The 17,513-nt window shown below is 67.5% G+C and carries 16 protein-coding genes; 10 read left to right on the top strand and 6 right to left on the bottom strand.

Features of this window, described 5'->3' with window-relative positions:
- The first annotated feature begins 2 nt into the window (after positions 1 to 2).
- The 3 genes from AVMA1855_RS20620 to AVMA1855_RS20610 are packed head-to-tail and all read left to right on the top strand — an operon-like array spanning position 3 to position 2,348.
- Positions 3 to 455: a GNAT family N-acetyltransferase gene (locus AVMA1855_RS20620; protein ID WP_272568830.1), complete on the top strand. Its 453-nt coding sequence runs from the start codon at positions 3 to 5 to the stop codon at positions 453 to 455.
- Positions 456 to 507: 52 nt separating this feature from the next.
- Positions 508 to 1,449 carry a glutathione S-transferase family protein gene (locus AVMA1855_RS20615; RefSeq protein ID WP_284427143.1) on the top strand — a complete coding sequence of 314 codons (942 nt, stop codon included), beginning with the start codon at positions 508 to 510 and terminating at the stop codon, positions 1,447 to 1,449.
- Positions 1,446 to 2,348: an SDR family oxidoreductase gene (locus AVMA1855_RS20610; protein WP_284427142.1), complete on the top strand. Its 903-nt coding sequence runs from the start codon at positions 1,446 to 1,448 to the stop codon at positions 2,346 to 2,348. Before AVMA1855_RS20615 ends, AVMA1855_RS20610 begins: the two co-directional genes overlap by 4 nt.
- Before the next feature lie 133 nt (positions 2,349 to 2,481).
- Here AVMA1855_RS20610 and AVMA1855_RS20605 read toward each other — a convergent pair whose 3' ends face one another.
- From AVMA1855_RS20605 to AVMA1855_RS20595, 3 genes are all read right to left on the bottom strand, one after another.
- Positions 2,482 to 3,240 (bottom strand): 3-hydroxyacyl-CoA dehydrogenase, encoded by a 759-nt coding sequence (locus tag AVMA1855_RS20605; RefSeq protein ID WP_284427141.1) that lies wholly within the window; start codon positions 3,238 to 3,240, stop codon positions 2,482 to 2,484.
- Positions 3,241 to 3,355: 115 nt separating this feature from the next.
- Positions 3,356 to 4,405, bottom strand: coding sequence for an extracellular solute-binding protein (locus AVMA1855_RS20600; RefSeq protein WP_284427140.1), 1,050 nt, complete (start codon positions 4,403 to 4,405; stop codon positions 3,356 to 3,358).
- 223 nt (positions 4,406 to 4,628) lie between these two features.
- Positions 4,629 to 5,189: a phasin family protein gene (locus tag AVMA1855_RS20595; protein ID WP_272568836.1), complete on the bottom strand. Its 561-nt coding sequence runs from the start codon at positions 5,187 to 5,189 to the stop codon at positions 4,629 to 4,631.
- 225 nt (positions 5,190 to 5,414) lie between these two features.
- Here AVMA1855_RS20595 and AVMA1855_RS20590 point away from each other — a divergent pair, with 225 nt between their 5' ends.
- The gene (locus AVMA1855_RS20590; protein ID WP_284427139.1) at positions 5,415 to 5,885 is read left to right on the top strand and encodes an acyl-CoA thioesterase; all 471 of its coding nucleotides are present in this window, start codon (positions 5,415 to 5,417) and stop codon (positions 5,883 to 5,885) included.
- Positions 5,886 to 5,998: 113 nt separating this feature from the next.
- On the opposite strand, the gene ggt is transcribed toward AVMA1855_RS20590, so the two are convergent.
- Positions 5,999 to 8,011, bottom strand: coding sequence for a gamma-glutamyltransferase (gene ggt, locus AVMA1855_RS20585; RefSeq protein ID WP_272568839.1), 2,013 nt, complete (start codon positions 8,009 to 8,011; stop codon positions 5,999 to 6,001).
- Positions 8,012 to 8,328: 317 nt separating this feature from the next.
- Here ggt and pncB point away from each other — a divergent pair, with 317 nt between their 5' ends.
- From pncB to AVMA1855_RS20555, 6 genes are all read left to right on the top strand, one after another.
- Positions 8,329 to 9,540, top strand: coding sequence for a nicotinate phosphoribosyltransferase (gene pncB / locus AVMA1855_RS20580; protein WP_284427138.1), 1,212 nt, complete (start codon positions 8,329 to 8,331; stop codon positions 9,538 to 9,540).
- Positions 9,541 to 9,650: 110 nt separating this feature from the next.
- Complete coding sequence (locus AVMA1855_RS20575; RefSeq protein ID WP_284427155.1) at positions 9,651 to 11,060, top strand: sodium:proton antiporter; 1,410 nt, start codon at positions 9,651 to 9,653, stop codon at positions 11,058 to 11,060.
- 13 nt (positions 11,061 to 11,073) lie between these two features.
- On the top strand, positions 11,074 to 12,060 hold the full coding sequence (locus tag AVMA1855_RS20570) for a 2-hydroxyacid dehydrogenase (RefSeq protein WP_284427137.1): 987 nt from the start codon (positions 11,074 to 11,076) through the stop codon (positions 12,058 to 12,060).
- Between the two features lie 119 nt (positions 12,061 to 12,179).
- Positions 12,180 to 13,610: a DNA recombination protein RmuC gene (locus AVMA1855_RS20565; protein WP_284427136.1), complete on the top strand. Its 1,431-nt coding sequence runs from the start codon at positions 12,180 to 12,182 to the stop codon at positions 13,608 to 13,610.
- 1 nt (position 13,611) lies between these two features.
- Positions 13,612 to 14,790, top strand: coding sequence for an MFS transporter (locus tag AVMA1855_RS20560; protein ID WP_284427135.1), 1,179 nt, complete (start codon positions 13,612 to 13,614; stop codon positions 14,788 to 14,790).
- 550 nt (positions 14,791 to 15,340) lie between these two features.
- Positions 15,341 to 16,156 carry a hypothetical protein gene (locus AVMA1855_RS20555; RefSeq protein WP_284427134.1) on the top strand — a complete coding sequence of 272 codons (816 nt, stop codon included), beginning with the start codon at positions 15,341 to 15,343 and terminating at the stop codon, positions 16,154 to 16,156.
- Between the two features lie 54 nt (positions 16,157 to 16,210).
- Here the strand turns inward: AVMA1855_RS20555 and AVMA1855_RS20550 are convergent, their stop codons facing one another.
- Both AVMA1855_RS20550 and crcB read right to left on the bottom strand, forming a co-directional pair.
- Complete coding sequence (locus AVMA1855_RS20550; RefSeq protein ID WP_272568845.1) at positions 16,211 to 17,074, bottom strand: LOG family protein; 864 nt, start codon at positions 17,072 to 17,074, stop codon at positions 16,211 to 16,213.
- 50 nt (positions 17,075 to 17,124) lie between these two features.
- Positions 17,125 to 17,505, bottom strand: a complete 381-nt coding sequence (gene crcB / locus AVMA1855_RS20545; protein ID WP_284427133.1) for a fluoride efflux transporter CrcB — start codon at positions 17,503 to 17,505, stop codon at positions 17,125 to 17,127.
- Positions 17,506 to 17,513: the final 8 nt, after the last annotated feature.

Below are 17,513 nucleotides of genomic sequence, written 5' to 3'. Positions count from 1 at the left end.
CGATGGCGCTGCATTGGACCTGGGCCCGCTTCGACGACATGGGCGTGCACGCGCTGCACGATGCGCTGGCGCTGCGCTGCCGCGTGTTCATCCTGGAGCAGGGCCCCTACCAAGACCCCGACGAAGCCGACAAGACCGCCTGGCACCTGCTGGGCCGCGGCGGAGCGGGCGACCTGCAGGCCTACCTGCGGCTGACCGACCCCGGCGTGAACTACGTGGAGCCCTCCATCGGCCGCGTGGTGGTCGCGCCGGAGGCGCGGGGCACCGGCATGGGCTGGGCCCTGGTGCGCGAGGGCCTGGCGCGCGCGCAGGCCACCTGGCCGGACCGCGCGGTGCGCATCAGCGCGCAGGCGCATCTGCAGCGCTTCTACGGCGAGATGGGCTTCGTGGCCGTCTCGGCGGAGTACCTCGAAGACAACATCCCCCACATCGAAATGCTGTGGAGCCCCGCCTGACGGCCCGGCGGCCCGCACGCAGCAGCAGCAGCCACTGGCCAGGAGATCGTTCATGTCCGCGCTGATCCTTCACCACTACCCCTCGTCGCCGTTCTCCGAAAAGATCCGCGCGGTGCTGGGCTTCAAGCAACTGGCCTGGAAGTCGGTCATCGTGCCCAGCGTCGCGCCCAAGCCCGACGTGCTCGCGCTCACGGGCGGCTACCGCCGCACGCCCTTCCTGCAGGTGGGGGCCGACATCTACTGCGACACCGCGCTGATCTGCGACGTGCTGGAGCACGCCCAGCCCGAGCCGGTGCTGTACCCGCCGCACCTCAAGGGCGTCTCGCGCGTGTTCGCGCAGTGGGCCGACACCACGCTGTTCTGGGCCGCCATGGCGTACAACCTGCAGCCGCGCGGCGCGGCCGTGCTGTTCGCCAACCTGCCGCCCGCGGCCGCCCAGGCCTTCGGCGAGGACCGCAAGGCCATGAGCGCCGGCATGAACCGCCTGCGCCCGCACGATGCCACGGCGGCCTACCGCTCGTACCTGCGCCGCATCGCGCACATGGCCGAGGAGCATGAGTTCCTGTTCGGCGCCGAGCCGTGCGTGGCCGACTTCGCCGCCTACCACCCGCTGTGGTTCACGCGCACCTGCGTGCCGGTGATGGCCGAGATTTTCGCCGCCACGCCGGCGGTCACCGAGTGGATGGACCGCATCGCCGCCCTGGGCCACGGCCGCATGGAGAAATTCAACGCGCAGGACGCGATCGCCGTGGCCGCGGCGGCCGAACCCCTGCCGCTACCGCCGGAGCCGTTCCAGGACGAGCACGGCATTCCCCTGGGCAGCGCCGTCACCATCGCCGCCGAGACCTTCGGCACCGAGCCGACCGAGGGCACGCTCGTGGCGGCCACGCGCACGCGCTACACGCTGGCCCGCACCGACGCGCGGGCGGGCGCGCTGCACGTGCATTTCCCCCGCATCGGCTACGTACTCAAGAAAACGGAGACATCGGCATGATCGAATCGTTCCAGGGCAAGACGGCGGTACTGACCGGCGCGGGATCGGGCTTCGGCCTCGAATGCGCGCGCATCGGCGCACAGCGGGGCATGAACCTCGTGCTGGTGGACGTGCAGCAGGACGCGCTCGATGCCGCCGCGGCCGAGCTGCAGGCCGCGGGCGCCGCCGTGCTGGCCCGGCGCGTGGACGTGGCCGACGCCGCGCAGATGGCGCAGTTGGCCGCCGACGTGCAGCAGCGCTTCGGCGCGCCGCACCTCGTGTTCAACAACGCAGGCGTGGGCGCGGGCGGGCTGATCTGGGAAAGCAGCGTGCAGGACTGGGACTGGGTGATGGGCGTGAACCTGATGGGCGTGGTGCACGGCGTGCGCCTGTTCACGCCCATGATGCTGGCCGCCGCGGCGCAGGACCCGCAGTGGCGCGGCCACATTGTCAACACGGCCAGCATGGCCGGCCTGCTCAACGCGCCCAACATGGGCATCTACAACGTGAGCAAGCACGCGGTGGTGAGCCTGTCCGAAACGCTGTACCAGGACCTGGCCCTCGTCACCGACCAGATCGGCGCCAGCGTGCTGTGCCCTTACTTCGTGCCCACGGGCATCACCCGCAGCGAACGCAACCGCCCGGACGTGGAGACCGCGGCGCAGCCCACCAAGAGTCAGCTGATCGGCCAGGCCATGACCGACAAGGCCGTCAGCAGCGGCAAGGTGACGGCGGCCGAGGTGGCCCAGCGCGTGTTCGACGCGGTGGGTGCCGGGCAGTTCTACATCTTCAGCCACCCGCAGGCGCTGGGCAACGTGCAAAGCCGCATGGAGAACATCGTGCGGATGGAGAACCCGCCCGATCCGTTCCTGGCCCGGCCGGACATCGGCCAGCGGCTGCGCGACCAGCTGCGGGGATGAGCCGCTGCGGGCCGCCGGCACGGATGGATCGGCAGGCGAGGGCGGCGCTGGCGGCAGAGGCGCTTTGGATGAAAAAGGCCGCCAGCACAGATTCCACTAGGGCATTGTGCTATCGATTAAATAGCAATCGCGCTCAGCGTGGCGCCAGGCGGATCGCGCCGTCCAGGCGGATCACCTCGCCGTTGAGCATGTCGTTCTCGAAGATGTGCTGCACCAGGCGCGCATAGTCTTCGGGCGTGCCCAGGCGGCTCGGAAAAGGCACGCCCGCGGCCAGCGCGTCCTGCACTTCCTGCGGCATGCCGAACAGCATGGGCGTGCCGAAGATGCCGGGGGCGATCGTCATGTTGCGGATGCCGTTGCGCGCCAGGTCGCGCGCGATCGGCAGCGTCATGCCCACGATGCCGCCCTTCGATGCGGCATAGGCGGCCTGGCCGATCTGCCCGTCATAGGCCGCCACGCTGGCCGTGGAGATGAGCACGCCGCGCTCGCCGGTGGCCTCCGCCTCGTTCCTGGCCATGGCCTCTGCAGCCAGGCGGATCATGTTGAAGCTGCCGATCAGGTTCACGGTGACCGCCTTGGCGAACAGGGGCAGGGCGTGCGCGCCGTTCTTGCCCACGGTCTTCTCGGCCGGGGCGATGCCCGCGCAGTTGACCAGGCCCATCAGCTTGCCCAGGGAGACGGCCTTCGCCACCACGGCCTGTCCATCGGCTTCCTGGCTCACGTCGCACTTCACGAAGGCGCCGCCGATGTCGCGGGCGACCGCTTCGCCCCGGTCCGCCTGCAGGTCGGCGATGACGACCTTGCCGCCCTGAGCGGCCAGCTTGCGGGCCGTGCCTTCGCCCAGCCCCGACGCGCCGCCGGTGACGATGAATACCTTGCCTTGGATGTCCATGGGGATGTCTCCTCGATACGAATGACGTTAACGTAAACGTCAATTATGGCCGAAGCAGCGGGCGTGAAAAAGCCCGGCGGACCGGGCTTTTTGCGGGGCGAGCGGCGCGTGCGGCTTACTGGAAGTTCACGCGGTCCAGCATCTGCTGCACCTTCGTCATGTGCTCGCCCACAGCGCTGATCGGGATGGTCTCGCTCTTGAAGGGCTTGCCGTCCGTCATGGCTTTCAGGGCCGGATTGCCCGGGTCCACGCCCTTGGCGGCGGGCCATTCGTTGTTGCCGTTGGCGAAGTAGTTCTGCGCCTCGGGGCTGGCCAGGTATTCCAGGAACTTGACCGCGTTGGCCTGGTTCTTGGTGTTGCGTGCCACGGCGCCCCCGGCGATGTTCATGTGCGTGCCCCACGATTGCTGGTTGGGGAACACCACCGACACCTTGCCGGCGATGGCTTTGTCCTCGGGCTTGTCCGAACGCATGATGCGGGCCAGGTAGTAGCTGTTGGTCACGGCGATGTCGCACTCGCCCGACGCCACGGCCTTGATCTGGTCGGTGTCGCCGCCCTTCGGAGGACGCGCCAGGTTGCCGGCCACGCCCTTGAGCCAGGCCTCGGCCTTTTGCTCACCCATGTGCTCGGTCACGGCGCCGAACAGGCTCAGGTTGTAGGGGTGCGAGCCCGAGCGGATGCAGATCTTGCCCTTGTTCTTCGGGTCACCCAGCTCTTCATAGGTGTCCACGTCTTCCTTGCTGACCTTGTCCTTGTTGTAGACGATCACGCGGGCGCGGGTGGACAGGCCGAACCAGGCGATGCCGCCGTCGGCCGCGGGCTTGGCGCGCAGATTGGAGGGGATGGTGTCCTCCAGCACCTTGGAGCGGATGGGCAGGAACAGGCCGTCGACCTCGCCGCGGTACAGGCGGGCGGCGTCCACCAGCAGGATCACGTCGGCAGGAGAGGCAGTGCCCTCGGCCTTCAGTCGGGCCATGATGCCGGCGTCGTCGGCATCCACGCGGTTCACCTTGATGCCGGTGGCCTTGGTGAAGCCGGTGTACAGCGCTTCATCGGTGGCGTAGTGGCGGGCGGAGTACAGGTTGACGACCTGGTCCTGGGCGGAGGCGGCGCCAGCGGCAGCCAAAAGGCAGGCCGCCAAAACGGCTTTCATGGACTTCTGCATGGAGAGGGTCTCTTCTCTGGAGGTTGGAAACCGGGCGATGATAGGCCGAACGAGAATGATTCTTAAACAAGACCTGCTGCACCAGAGGTCTTCTCGCGGTGATCCCGCCCGGCCCGATGCCACTCCACGCGCCGTGCGCCCATAAAAAAAGCCCGGTCGCAAGACCGGGCTTGAATTGGATCCCTGAAACCCGGTTTCGAGAGATCCAAGGAGACAACGGGTTTTAGCGCTTGCGCTGCTGCACGGCGGCGGCCGACTTGGCGGCGGCGTTGGCAGCGGTGTTGGCCACGGCGTTGAAGTTGGCTTCAGCGACATCGCTGGCTTGCTTCACGGCCTTTTGAACGGATTCGAAGGCGTTGTTGGCGGCAGAGACGGCGCTCTTGAACACGGCCACGCTGGTTTCGGAACCGGCGGGTGCATTCTTGGCGGCGCTGTCCACCAGGTTGCTGAAGTTGCGCTGCACTTCGGACGCCTGGGCTTCGAACGTGCGGCCGAATTCGGCGCTGGTGCTCGAGGCGATGTCGTACAGGTGTCGGTTGTAGGCAGCGGTCTTTTCTGCCAGGGGCTGGAACAGGCTGGCTTGCAGGGACAGCAGTTCTTGCGCATCCTTGGCGCTCAGCACGGCTTGGGTGTGCGTGGCGACTTCGGCCAGGGCAGCGCGGGAAGCGGTGACGTTCAGTTCCACCAGCTTTTCGACGCCTTCGAATGCCTTGTTGGTCAGGCCGAACAGGGTTTCGAGGTGGGCCTTGTGGGATGCGATGAGTTGTTCCGGGGTCAGCGACATGGTGTATCTCCTATTGATGAGTCCTCGAGGGACGGATGGTTGAGACATCTGCGCTGTCGTGACCTGGAAGTCATGTTGCAGTGCAGCATGGGACGGATTCTAGGCGGTTGAGTTCAGGAATCAAGCGATTTTGCTGCGTTGCAACATGATTAGAGTGCATAACCAAAAATGCCCGTCGCCTGAGGCACATCAAAGGGGGCGCCTCCACTGGCAGAATTTGCCGCCATGACTGTCCCCACCGTTTCCACGCCGCTCCGCCGCCTGCCGGAGCCGCGCTCCGCATATTCCGTGTTCCGCACGATTACCACCCGATGGGCGGATAACGACGCGTACGGCCATGTCAATAATGTCGTGTATTACAGCTGGTTCGATACCGCGGTGAATGCCTATCTGATTGAGCGCGGCGCCCTGGATATCCATGCGGGCGAGACGATCGGCCTGGTGGTCGAAACCCAGTGCCATTATTTCGCGCCGCTCGCTTTTCCCCAGACGGTGGAGGCCGGCATCCGCGTGGCGCACGTGGGCCGCTCCAGCGTGCGCTACGAAGTCGGGCTGTTCGCCGAGGGCGCGCCCGAGTCGGCGGCGGGCGGGCACTTCGTGCACGTGTACGTCGGCCGCGAGGACCGCCGGCCCCGGGCCTTGCCGCAGGCGCTGCTGGACGCCCTCGCACCCCTGCGCATTGCGGTCGGCACCTGACCTGGCCCCTTCCATGAAAAAAGCACCGGAACGCTCGCGCGGCCGGTGCTTTTTGGAGGGGGCGCAGCAGGCGGCAGCCTTTCGGCCGGGCCGCCTGGCGCTTCAATGCACGGTCAGGGCTTGTAGGTATCGCCCAGCACCACGCCTTCGCGGCGGGGATCGGCGCCGCCCTGCAGCACGCTCTCGCCGTTGCGCTGTACGCGGATGATGGTGCTCGTGCCGCTCGACTGCGCCGAGGTGGACACCGTGTGGCCCAGTGCCCGCAGGCCCGTGATCAGCGGGTCGTTGTTGCCGCCGTTGCTGCTGTCGATGGCCGGGTGTTCGCCGCCCAGCGAGGTCGTGGGGCTGTTGCTGGCGCCGAAGTCCACCAGCGAGGTGGCCTGCTGCGCATCGAGGCCCCAGTCGAGCGCGCCGACGACCGTCTTCACCACGTACTGGATGATGGTGCCGCCACCGGGCGAGCCCGTGCCCATCAGGAAGTCGCCCATGCGGCCGTCCGCGGTCTTCTTGAACACCAGCGTGGGTGCCATCGAGCTGCGGGGCCGCTTGCCGGCTTCGACGCGGTTCGCCACCACGGCACCGGTGCTGTCGGTCGGCGTGGCCGAGAAGTCGGTCAGCTGGTTGTTCAGCAAGAAGCCTTGCGTCATATGGAATGAACCCATGCCGGCTTCCACCGTCGTGGTCATCACCACGGCATTGCCCTGCTTGTCCACGATGGTGAAGTGCGTCGTGCCCTTCTCGTCGATCAGGCTCACGCCGGCAGGCTTGTTGCTCAGGTCGCCGGCCACGGCCGTGCCCATGCTCTTGGTCATGCTGATCAGGCCCGCGCGGTTGCGCAGGTAGGTCTTGTCCAGCATGGCTGCGGGCGAGCCGCCGGGCAGCGACACGAAGTCGGTGTCGGCGATGTACTTGTCGCGGTCGGCATAGGCCAGGCGCTCGGCCTCGCTTACCAGGTGCACGCCCATCACCGAAGGCTTGCCGCCTTCGATGTCGATGGCCGTGGGCTTGTAGTTGGCGAGGTTGAAGTTCTCCAGGATGCCGAGCGCCGACGCCACGGCGATGCCGCCGGAGGACGGTGGCGACATGCCGCACACCCAGTAGTCGCGGTAGGTCGTGCAGACCGGGTCGCGGCGCTTGGCGCGGTAGTTGGCCAGGTCGCTCATCTCGGTCAGGCCGGGAGTGATCGCCACGGTGGGCGTGCCGCCGCTGGTGACCTTGATCTTGTTCACGATGCCTTGCGCCACGGGGCCGGTGTAGAACGCATCGGCGCCGCCGCTGGCGATGGTGTTCAGCGTGGTGGCGTAGGCCGGGTTCTTGATCAGCGTGCCCAGGCCCTTGGGCGTGCCGTCGGCATTGAAGAAGTAGGCGACGGCCTCGGGATCGCGCGAGAGGCCGGTGGTGGCGCCGGCGATGGCGCTGGCCATGCGGCCGCTGATCTGGAAGCCGTCCGATGCCAGCTTGACCGCGGGCTGGAACAGCTCGCTCCACTTGAGCTTGCCGTGGTCCTGGTAGGCCATCTCCAGCATGCGCACGGCGCCGGGCGTGCCGATGGAGCGACCGCTGGCGCGCGCGCCGCCGGGCTGGGGCAGGGTGCGGTCGCTGTCGCTGACCCAGCGCAGGTAGTTTTCCGTCGCGGCCGCGGGGGCCGTTTCACGGCCGTCATAGGCCTGCACTTTCTTCTGCGCCGCATCGTAGTGCAGCATGAACGCGCCGCCGCCGAGGCCCGACGATTGCGGTTCGACCAGGCCCAGCACCATCTGCACCGCCACGGCCGCATCGACCGCGGAGCCGCCCTGGCGCAGCACTTCGCAGCCCGCGCGCGAGGCCAGCGGATTGGCCGTGCTCACCATGTACTGCTTGGCATAGACCGCGGTCTTGCCGACCTTGTAGCCGGAGGCGGGCTCCGGAGCTGCGGGATCGCCGGGCAGGCCGGAGCCGACCGTGACCGAGCCGCCATCGCTGACGACCGCGCAGGCCGAGTCCTGTCCAGGGGCCGAAGCGCTGCCACTGCCACCCCCGCCACCGCCGCAGCCGGCAAGGACCAGCAGGGCGGCCGTCAGCGTGGCGGTGTAGCGCCAGACAGGGCGCGTGGTGGAGGGTGTGATGGGCGGGCGGGAATGGCGCATTGGAAAAATACCTTTGTTCTTGAGGAAGGAAGTGCCGTCGTCTCTGCGGCGCATCGAGCATACGCGCTGCGCGGGCCCGTTCGGACCGGCCCCATTCCGCCGTGCGACATGTGCGAGATGCGATCGGCGGCGAAGCGGGTGGACACGAGCGCGTGCGCTGCGGGATGCGTGCAGGGCGGCGGCAGCGGTGCGGTGCAAGATCCGGACCAGTGCGGTGCCCGGCAATGGGGCGCCCTTGATGACACAATGCCATGCGACGGTGCGCCGCTGCCGTTCACTGCAGATGCCCAGCCGGCCCGCCGCGGCCGCTTCCACCCATGATCATCACCAGCCTGCTCGACACCGATCTCTACAAGTTCACCATGATGCAGGTGGTGCTGCACCAGTTTCCCGGCGCGCAGGTGGAGTACCGCTTTCGCTGCCGCAACCCCGGCGTTCAGCTGGTGCCTTTCGTCAACGAGATCCGCGAGGAGATCCGCTCGCTGTGCAGCCTGCATTTCAAGGATGCCGAGCTGGCCTACCTGCGGTCCATGCGCTTCATCAAGAGCGACTTCGTCGACTTTCTCGGGCTCTTTCGGCTCAACGAAAAGTACATCACCGTGAGCCCGCTGGCCTCGGGCGAGATCGACATCACCATCACCGGGCCATGGCTGCACACCATCCTGTTCGAGGTGCCGGTGCTGGCCATCGTGAACGAGGTGTACTTTCGCAATACGCAGAAGGTGCCCGACTTTCCCGAAGGCCGCCGCCGGCTCGACGCCAAGATCGCCCTGCTGCAGGCCGATGGCCTGGGCGACCTCAAGATCGCCGACTACGGCACGCGCCGCCGCTTCAGCCGCGCCTGGCACGAAGAGGTGCTGCGCGTGCTGTGCGCGCGCCTGGGCACGGGGGAGCGCCGCACGACAGGCGCGCCTTCGGGGCCGGGGCAGTTCGCCGGCACGAGCAACGTGCTCTATGCCATGAAGCTCGGCGTGACGCCGCTGGGCACCATGGCACACGAGTACCTGCAGGCCTGCCAGGCGCTGGGCCCGCGCCTGCGCGACAGCCAGATCTTCGGCTTCGAGATGTGGGCCAAGGAGTACCGCGGCGACCTGGGCATCGCGCTGTCGGACGTGTACGGCATGAGCGCCTTCCTGCGCGACTTCGACCTGTATTTCTGCAAGCTCTTCGACGGCGCGCGCCACGACAGCGGCGACCCTTTCGCCTGGGGCGAGCGCCTGCTCGACCACTACCGACGCAACCGGGTCGATCCGCTGACCAAGACGCTGATCTTCAGCGACGCCCTCACGGTGCCGCGCACCATCGAGCTGTACCAGCAGTTCCGCGGGCGCTGCCAGCTAGCCTTCGGGATCGGCACCAACCTCACCAACGACCTGGGCTGCGAGCCGCTGCAGGTCGTGATCAAGATGACGCGCTGCAACGGCCAGCCCGTGGCCAAGCTGTCCGACACCCCGGGCAAAGGCATGTGCGACGACGAGAAGTATCTGGCCTACCTGCGCCAGGTGTTCGAGATTCCGGCGCCGCAGTGAACGCATCGATTCGCATGCAGCGCACCGGTCGGCCGCCGGGTGCTCCGATGGCAATCCCCACCCCTGTCCCCACCACGCAGGCTGGCGACACCGTGCCCCTGTCGTTGCCGATGTCCCGCTTGCGCGGTTTGCTGCTGATCGCCGCGGGACTTCTGCCGGGCCTGGCGCGGGCCGCCGAGATCGACGGGAGCGCGCTGTCGGTGCTGTGGGGCGTGCCCTTCGCCGGCCTGTTGCTGTCGATCGCGCTGGTGCCGCTGTTCGCGCCCGCGTTCTGGCACCACCACTTCGGCAAGATCGCCGCGGCCTGGGCGCTGGCGTTCCTGCTGCCGTTCGCGGCGGTCTTCGGGGTCGGTGCGGCGGGTGTGAACCTGGTGCACGCGTTGCTGGCCGAGTACCTGCCGTTCGTGATCCTGCTGGCGGCGCTGTTCACCGTGGCGGGGGGCATCCACATCCGCGGCAACCTGCATGGCGGCCCCGGGCTGAACACGGCCATCCTGGCCATCGGCGCGGTGCTGGCGAGCTTCATGGGCACGACGGGCGCATCGATGCTGCTGATCCGGCCGCTGGTGCGCGCCAACGACCACCGCAAGCACGTGGCGCACATCGTCGTGTTCTTCATCTTCATCGTCTCCAACGCCGGGGGCTCGCTAACGCCACTGGGGGACCCGCCGCTGTTCCTGGGCTTTTTGAAGGGCGTGGATTTCTTCTGGACGGTCGGGCACATCCACCAGGAGACGCTGTTCCTCGTGGGTTCGCTGCTGGCGATCTTCTACGTGATCGACCGCTGGTTCCATGGCCGGCCGGGCGAGGCGGCACGGCCGGACCCCACGCCCGACACGCGGTCGATCGGCTTCGATGGCCAGGTCAATTTCTGGCTGCTGGGCGCGGTGATCGCCCTGGTGTTGCTCAGCGGGTTCTGGAAGTCGCCGGTGGCGTGGAGCATTGCCGGCACGCCCGTGGGCCTGCCCGGTCTGGTGCGCGACGTGGGGCTGCTCGCGGTGGTGGGCGCCTCGCTGTGGCTCACGCCGCGCCAGGTGCACGCGGACAACCAGTTCGGCTGGGCCCCCATGCAGGAAGTGGCCAAGCTGTTCGCGGGCATCTTTCTCACCATCATCCCGGTCATCGCGATGCTCAAGGCGGGCACGCAGGGACCGTTCGGCGCCATCGTGGGGGCGGTGACCCGGCCCGACGGCACCCCCGATCCGGCCATGTACTTCTGGGCCACCGGCCTGCTGAGCGCGTTCCTGGACAACGCGCCGACCTACCTCGTGTTCTTCAACACGGCCGGCGGCGACCCGGCCGTGCTCATGACCACGCTCGCCCCCACGCTGGCCGCGATCTCGGCCGGCGCCGTGTTCATGGGCGCGGGCACCTACATCGGCAATGCGCCCAACCTCATGGTCAAGGCCATTGCCGAAGAGCGCGGCGTGAAGATGCCCAGCTTCTTCGGCTACATGCTCTGGTCGTGCGGCATCCTGCTGCCGCTGCTCGTCGCCATGACATTCCTCTGGTTTCGCTGAAAGGTCCTGATCCATGTCCAAGCCCCGCATCCTGGTCGCCCGCGCCATCTTTCCCGAGGTGGTGGAGCGGCTTTCGCAGCATTTCGAGGTCGAGGCCAACCCCGCCGACGCGGTCTGGTCGCCGGCCGAGCTGGCCGAGCGCCTGCGGGACAAGGACGGCGCCCTGACCACCGGCAGCCAGCGCATCGACGCCGAGCTGCTGGCGCGCTGCCCGCGGCTGCGCATCGTGGCCAACATGGCGGTGGGCTACAACAACTTCGACGTGAACGCGCTCACCGCGGCGGGCGTGCAGGGCACCAACACGCCCGACGTGCTGACCGAAACCACGGCGGACTTCGGCTTCGCGCTGCTCATGGCCACCGCGCGCCGCATGGCCGAGAGCGAACACTATCTGCGGGCCGGCCAGTGGACGAAATGGAGCTACGACATGTTCGCCGGCTCCGACGTGCACGGCAGCACGCTCGGCATCCTGGGCATGGGCCGCATCGGGCAGGGCATCGCCCGGCGCGGCGCGCACGGCTTCGGCATGCGGGTGATCTACCACAACCGCTCCCGCCTCTCGCCCGCACTGGAGGGCGAATGCGGCGCGCGCTACGTCTCCAAGGAGGAGCTGCTGCGCACGGCCGACCACCTCGTGCTGGTGCTGCCCTACACGGCCGAGTCGCACCACGCCATCGGCGCCGCCGAGCTGGCGCAGATGAAGCCGACCGCCACCCTGGTCAACATCGCGCGCGGCGGCATCGTGGACGACGCGGCGCTGGCGGCGGCGCTGCGCGACAAGCGCATCGCAGCGGCCGGGCTGGACGTGTTCGAGGGTGAGCCGCAGGTGCACCCGGACCTGCTCACCGTGCCCAACGTGGTGCTGACCCCGCACATCGCCAGCGCCACCGTGCCCACGCGGCTGGCCATGGCCAACCTGGCGGCGGACAACCTGATCGCGTTCTTCGACGGCCGGGGCGCGCTGACGCCCGTGAACACGCCGGGCGAACGGCCGGTGTGACGGAGGCCGCCACGGTGCTTCCGCGCCGTAGTTTCGAGGCGAATCGGCCGCATGCCGGCGATTTTCATGCCGGTGTAGCTATCAAATAAATAGCAAAAAAGAAGTGTCGGGTTTTGGAAATGTTCGCTGTCCTGGGTTTGCTGGTGCTGGTCGTCCTGATGCTGGGGCTGCTGCTGCTGCTGCGCAGCCCGCGCGCCGAACTGCCCCCCGAGTGGCTGATGCGCCTGCAGCGCCTGGAGGCCACGGCCCAGGCCACGCAGCTGGCGGTGGCCAAGAACGATGGCGCGCTGGAGGGCATGGCCCAGCAACTGCGCGGCTTCACGCAGACCATGCAGGGCACGCTGGAAAGCGTGCGCCAGGCCGTGGACGAGCGGCTGGCCCAGGCGGTGCACGAGTCGCGCAGCGGCCGGGCGGAGCTGCTCGCGGCCTTCACCGCCTTCGAAGGCAAGCTGGAGCAGCGCCTGGCGCTGGGCCAGACCGATGCCGTCGCGGCGCGGCAGGAACTGGTGCAGGCGCTGGGCGCTTTCCGCGCCGAACTCACGCAGACCGGCGAAGCCCTGCGCGGCGTGCTCAACGAGCGCCTGTCCGCCATCCAGGCCGACAACGCCGCCAAGCTGGAGGAGATGCGCCGCACCGTGGACGAGAAGCTGCACGCCACGCTGGAGCAGCGCCTGGGCGAATCCTTCAAGCTGGTGAGCGACCGGCTGGAGCAGGTCCACAAGGGCCTGGGCGAGATGCAGACGCTGGCCGGCAGTGTGGGCGACCTCAAGCGCGTGATGACCAACGTGAAGACGCGCGGCACCTGGGGCGAGATGCAACTGGGCGCCATCATCGAGAACGTGCTCACCGTGGACCAGTTTGCGCGCAACGTGAAGGTCGTGCCCGGCAGCGACGACCTGGTGGAGTTCGCCATCCGGCTGCCGGGCCGGGGCGACGAGCAACCCGTGTGGCTGCCCATCGACTCCAAGTACCCGGTGGAGCAGTACCAGCGCCTGCTGGACGCGCAGGACCTGGCCGACAAGGCGGCGGTGCTCTCCGCGGGCAACGCCTTCGAGACCTCCATCAAGGCCGAGGCGCGCAAGATCTTCGCCAAGTACGTGTCGCCGCCGCACACCACCGACTTCGCCGTGATGTACCTGCCCACCGAGGGCCTGTTCGCCGAGGTGATTCGCCGGCCCGGGCTGGTGGAGGCGCTGCAGAACGACTGCCGCGTGATGATCACCGGGCCCGCCAATCTGGCGGCCATGCTCAGCAGCCTGCAGATGGGCTTCAAGACGCTGGCGATCGAAAAGCGCTCGTCCGAGGTGTGGGGCCTGCTCGGCGCGGTGAAGACGGAGTTCTCCAAGTTCGGCGACGTGGTCGAGGCCACGCGCAAATCCATTGACGCGGCGGCCCGGCGGTTCGACGAGGTGGGCGTGCGCACGCGCGCCATCCAGCGCCAGCTGCGCGAAGTGCAGGCCCTGCCAGCCCCGGGGGCGTCGGTGCCCCTGGCGGGGGCGGGTGCCACGGATGGCGGCCTGCCGCCCACCACCGAAGACGAGGCCGTTTGACATGAACACCGCCTTGGCCCGCCTGATCGCTGGACAGATCTGCATCCACGCCTGCATGGCCGGCATGCGGCTGGCCGCTCCGCTGCTGGCCCTGCGCGAGGGCTACAGCGCGGCGGCGGTCGGCATCCTGCTCGCGCTGTTCGCGCTCACGCAGGTGTTCCTGGCGCTGCCAGCGGGACGCTATGCCGACCGCCATGGCCTCAAGCGCCCGGTCGGCTATGCCGTGGTCGTGGCGGTGGTCGGGGCGGCCGGGGCGCTGGTGTGGCCGGCGTTTCCCATGCTGTGCCTGGCCGCGCTCATGACGGGCGGCGCCACGGGGGCCGCCACCATCGCGCTGCAGCGCCATGTGGGGCGCGCGGCGCACGACTCCACGCAACTGCGCCAGGTGTTCAGCTGGCTGGCCATCGGCCCGGCGGTGTCCAACTTCGTCGGGCCGTTCTGCGCCGGCCTGCTCATCGACCATGCCGGTCCCACGGCCGGCAGCACCGAGGGCTATCGCGCCGCCTTCGCACTGATGGCCGTGCTGCCCATTGCCACCTGGTTCTGGGTGCGGGCCACCGTGGAACTGCCGCCCGTGATCGCGGCGGCCGGCGGCGTGCGCCCCCGGGCCTGGGACCTGCTGGCCGAGCCCGGCTTTCGCCGGCTGCTCATCGTGAACTGGCTGCTGTCGTCGTGCTGGGACGTGCACACCTTCGTGGTGCCGCTCCTGGGCCACGAGCGGGGCCTGTCGGCGTCGGTGATCGGCACCATCCTGGGCGCGTTCGCCATTGCGGCGGCCGTCATCCGCGTGCTCATGCCCCTGGTGGCGGCGCACCTGCGCGAGGCGGTCGTGGTCACCTGGGCGATGATCACCACGGCGGTGCTGTTCGCGGTGTACCCCTTGCTGCCCAACCCGTGGGCGCTGGGCCTGTGCTCGGTGCTGCTGGGCTTCGCGCTGGGATCGGTGCAGCCGATGATCATGAGCATGCTGCACCAGATCACGCCATCGCATCGCCACGGCGAGGCGCTCGGCCTGCGGCTGATGGCCATCAACGGGTCGAGCGTGCTGATGCCGGTGCTGTTCGGTTCGGCGGGAGCGTTGATCGGGGTGGCGGGGCTTTTCTGGGTCGTGGGGGCGGTGGTGGGCCTGGGGGGGCGTATAGCGTGGCGGATGGGGGATTCCGTTTCGGCGCATCACTGATTGCAAGAGGTTGAACGGTGCGCGCCCATCGCGCAGTGATTCGCCGGACGCTGACAATCTTCGTTAACCCACCGGGTGGGTTGGAGTGCTTTTGCCATAGTTTCTCAACGCAATACCCCGAGGAAACCATGGTTCGAGTCAAGTCTCGCAACGCCGATATACCGTCTTCAAGCCGCAGCTCTGACGAGAAAGCCAGTTCATCTAAAAAAGAGAGCAGTTCCGCGTCTCTCTCGCGTGATGGGCAACTCAAGGATCTGCCAAGTCGCAATGCTTCCAGCCGCGCTGGCCAGTCAACATCTGCTCCCCGCGGACGTCTTCCTTCCGGCACTTCGCAGGCGCCAGACCGCGCAACCCCTGCGTCTTCCTTGCTTGGGAGAGCCGCTGAGGTGGCAGGCGGAGCGCTGCATCTCTCGTGGAAAACTTATGTGGGGGTGGCCGCAGTGGCTGCCGGATACGGGTTTTCAAGCAAGCCGGCACTGCGCAACCCAAGCAGTCAGGCCCCGGCCCATTGGTCGACATGCCGACATTACATCAAGCGAAAGCTGAGGTCATGGACCGGCACGCGGCCTTCATCCCGGCTGATAGTGCGTGCCATGCGGTCGAACCCCAGGTGACTTCGAATTTGCCGAATGGCTATCGTGGCCTGGTCAGACGCCACAAGTCTGAGCCAACGAGTTTGTCGGTCAGGGAAGGACTGGCACGCGATGTCGGCATCCACACGGCCCGCCATGAATTCCTGCATTGCTTCAGCCATCCGAATTTCGTGAAGGGGCTGGCGGGTAGCCCTCATCAGAATTCCATTGACGAGGCGTTGACAGAGTATTTCGCCGATCAGTTTCCAGATCATCCCAACACGATGACGGTCGCCGATCTGCCGCTGTCCAACGGAAAAACCGGAGTGGCGGCAGCGGCTGAACTGGAACGCGCTGTCGGTAAAAAAACGCTACAGCGCGCCTATTTCCAAGGCGAGCCTCGTGCCATGGCCAAGGTCGTTGACGCCCTCGTGGATATCTTTCCCAAAGAAACGACGCCGATGGCCTGGATCAGCATCATGCGGTTCGATCAGCAACCTGCCAAGCAAGCGTTGGCGGAGTGTTTCATTGGCGCAGCGCTTCTGTACACCGACCGCATGCCCGAGGAAAAAGAACGATTGGTCGTTCCGGGTCATTTTCTGCCACTGAGACATTTTGCAGATATCACTCCATCGCAGGCAGCCTCCCTCAGACAGCAGGCTGAGGCGGCCCAAGCGCGGCATGGGCGCATCTTCGATCAGGCCTTTTGTAATTTCGAGCCAGCCCGGCAACGTGCCGCGATGGACAAGATCGCTCAGGAACTGCAAGCCCAGTGGCGGCCGGTTTTGGCCTGACGCAGGACCCGTCCGTGCATTCGACAGCGAGGTTGCGTCGGGCCTTAACTGCCATCAAAGCTTGTAGAACGCCTTGACTATGTTCCAGGCTTCCTGCGGATCGTCCGTGTAATGGAACAGCTTCAGGTCGGCGGCGGAGATGGTCCCTTGTTCCACCAGGGCGTCGAAGTTGACGACCTTTTTCCAGAAGTCGGTGCCGAACAGCACGATGGGCACAGGCTTGGCCTTGCCGGTCTGCACGAGGGTGAGCACTTCGAACAATTCGTCCAGCGTGCCGAAGCCGCCGGGGAATGCCACCAGGGCCTTGGCGCGCATCATGAAGTGCATCTTGCGCAGCGCGAAGTAGTGGAACTTGTAGCTCAGCGAGGGCGAGATGAAGCGGTTGCCGCTTTGCTCGTGGGGCAGGGCGATGTTCAGGCCCACGTTGAGCGCGCCGACGTCGTGCGCGCCGCGGTTGGCGGCCTCCATGATGCCCGGCCCGCCGCCGGTGCACACGTAGATGCGGTCCGCCGGCTGCTGCTGTTCGCTGTGCTCGGCGACCACGCGCGCGAACTGCCGCGCCAGGTCGTAGTAGCGGGCGTTGCGCACGGCGAGCCTGGCGCGCGCGATGCGGCTGTCGTCGCCGCTGGCCTCGGCATCGGCCAATTGCTGCTCGGCTTCGTCGGGGGCGATGAAGCGCGCGCTGCCGTACACCACTACGGTGTTCTCAATGCCCTGTGCGGTCTGGCCCAGATCGGGCTTGAGCATTTCGAGCTGGAAGCGGATGCCGCGCGTTTCGCGCCGCAGCAGGAACTCGGGGTCCGCGAACGCCAGCCGGTAGGCATCGGCGTGCAGCGGGTTGCCGTTCACGGCGTGGTTGTTCAATTCGGCCCAGGCATTGGCCAGGCGGCTGTCGTTGAGTTCGGTATTGGAATCCATGGGGTGAGATTGTGGGGGCAAAAAAGAAGGGCCCGTTGCCGGGCCGTCGGTCAGCGGGCCGCCCACCACAGGGCCGTGCGCATGCCGGCCCAGGTGAGGGTGAAGGAGCCGCCCACGTGCAAAAGCAGCGTGGCCAGCGCGATGCCGTAGCGCTGCTGCAGCAGCATGGTGACGACTTCGGCAGAGAAGCTGGAGAAGGTGGTCAGGGTACCGAGAAAGCCGGTGATGATGAGCAGCCGCCAAGCCGGGTCGATGTCCGGCCGCTGGGTGAACACGGCGATGGCGATGCCGATCAGGTAGCCGCCGATGAGGTTCACCGCCAGCGTGCCCCAGGGCAGCAGGCCGCCGGGGTTGAGCCACAGGGCGAAGCCCCAGCGCAGCAGGGCGCCCAGGCAGGCGGCCAGGCAGATGACGGCGACGTTGAGCAGCATGCCGCAAA

Origin of the sequence: Acidovorax sp. SUPP1855, assembly GCF_030158955.1 — a bacterium.
Classification (GTDB): Bacteria; Pseudomonadota; Gammaproteobacteria; order Burkholderiales; family Burkholderiaceae_C; genus Paracidovorax.
The sequence above is the reverse complement of the archived record's forward strand: the minus strand, read 5'-3'. Positions and strand labels throughout refer to the sequence as shown.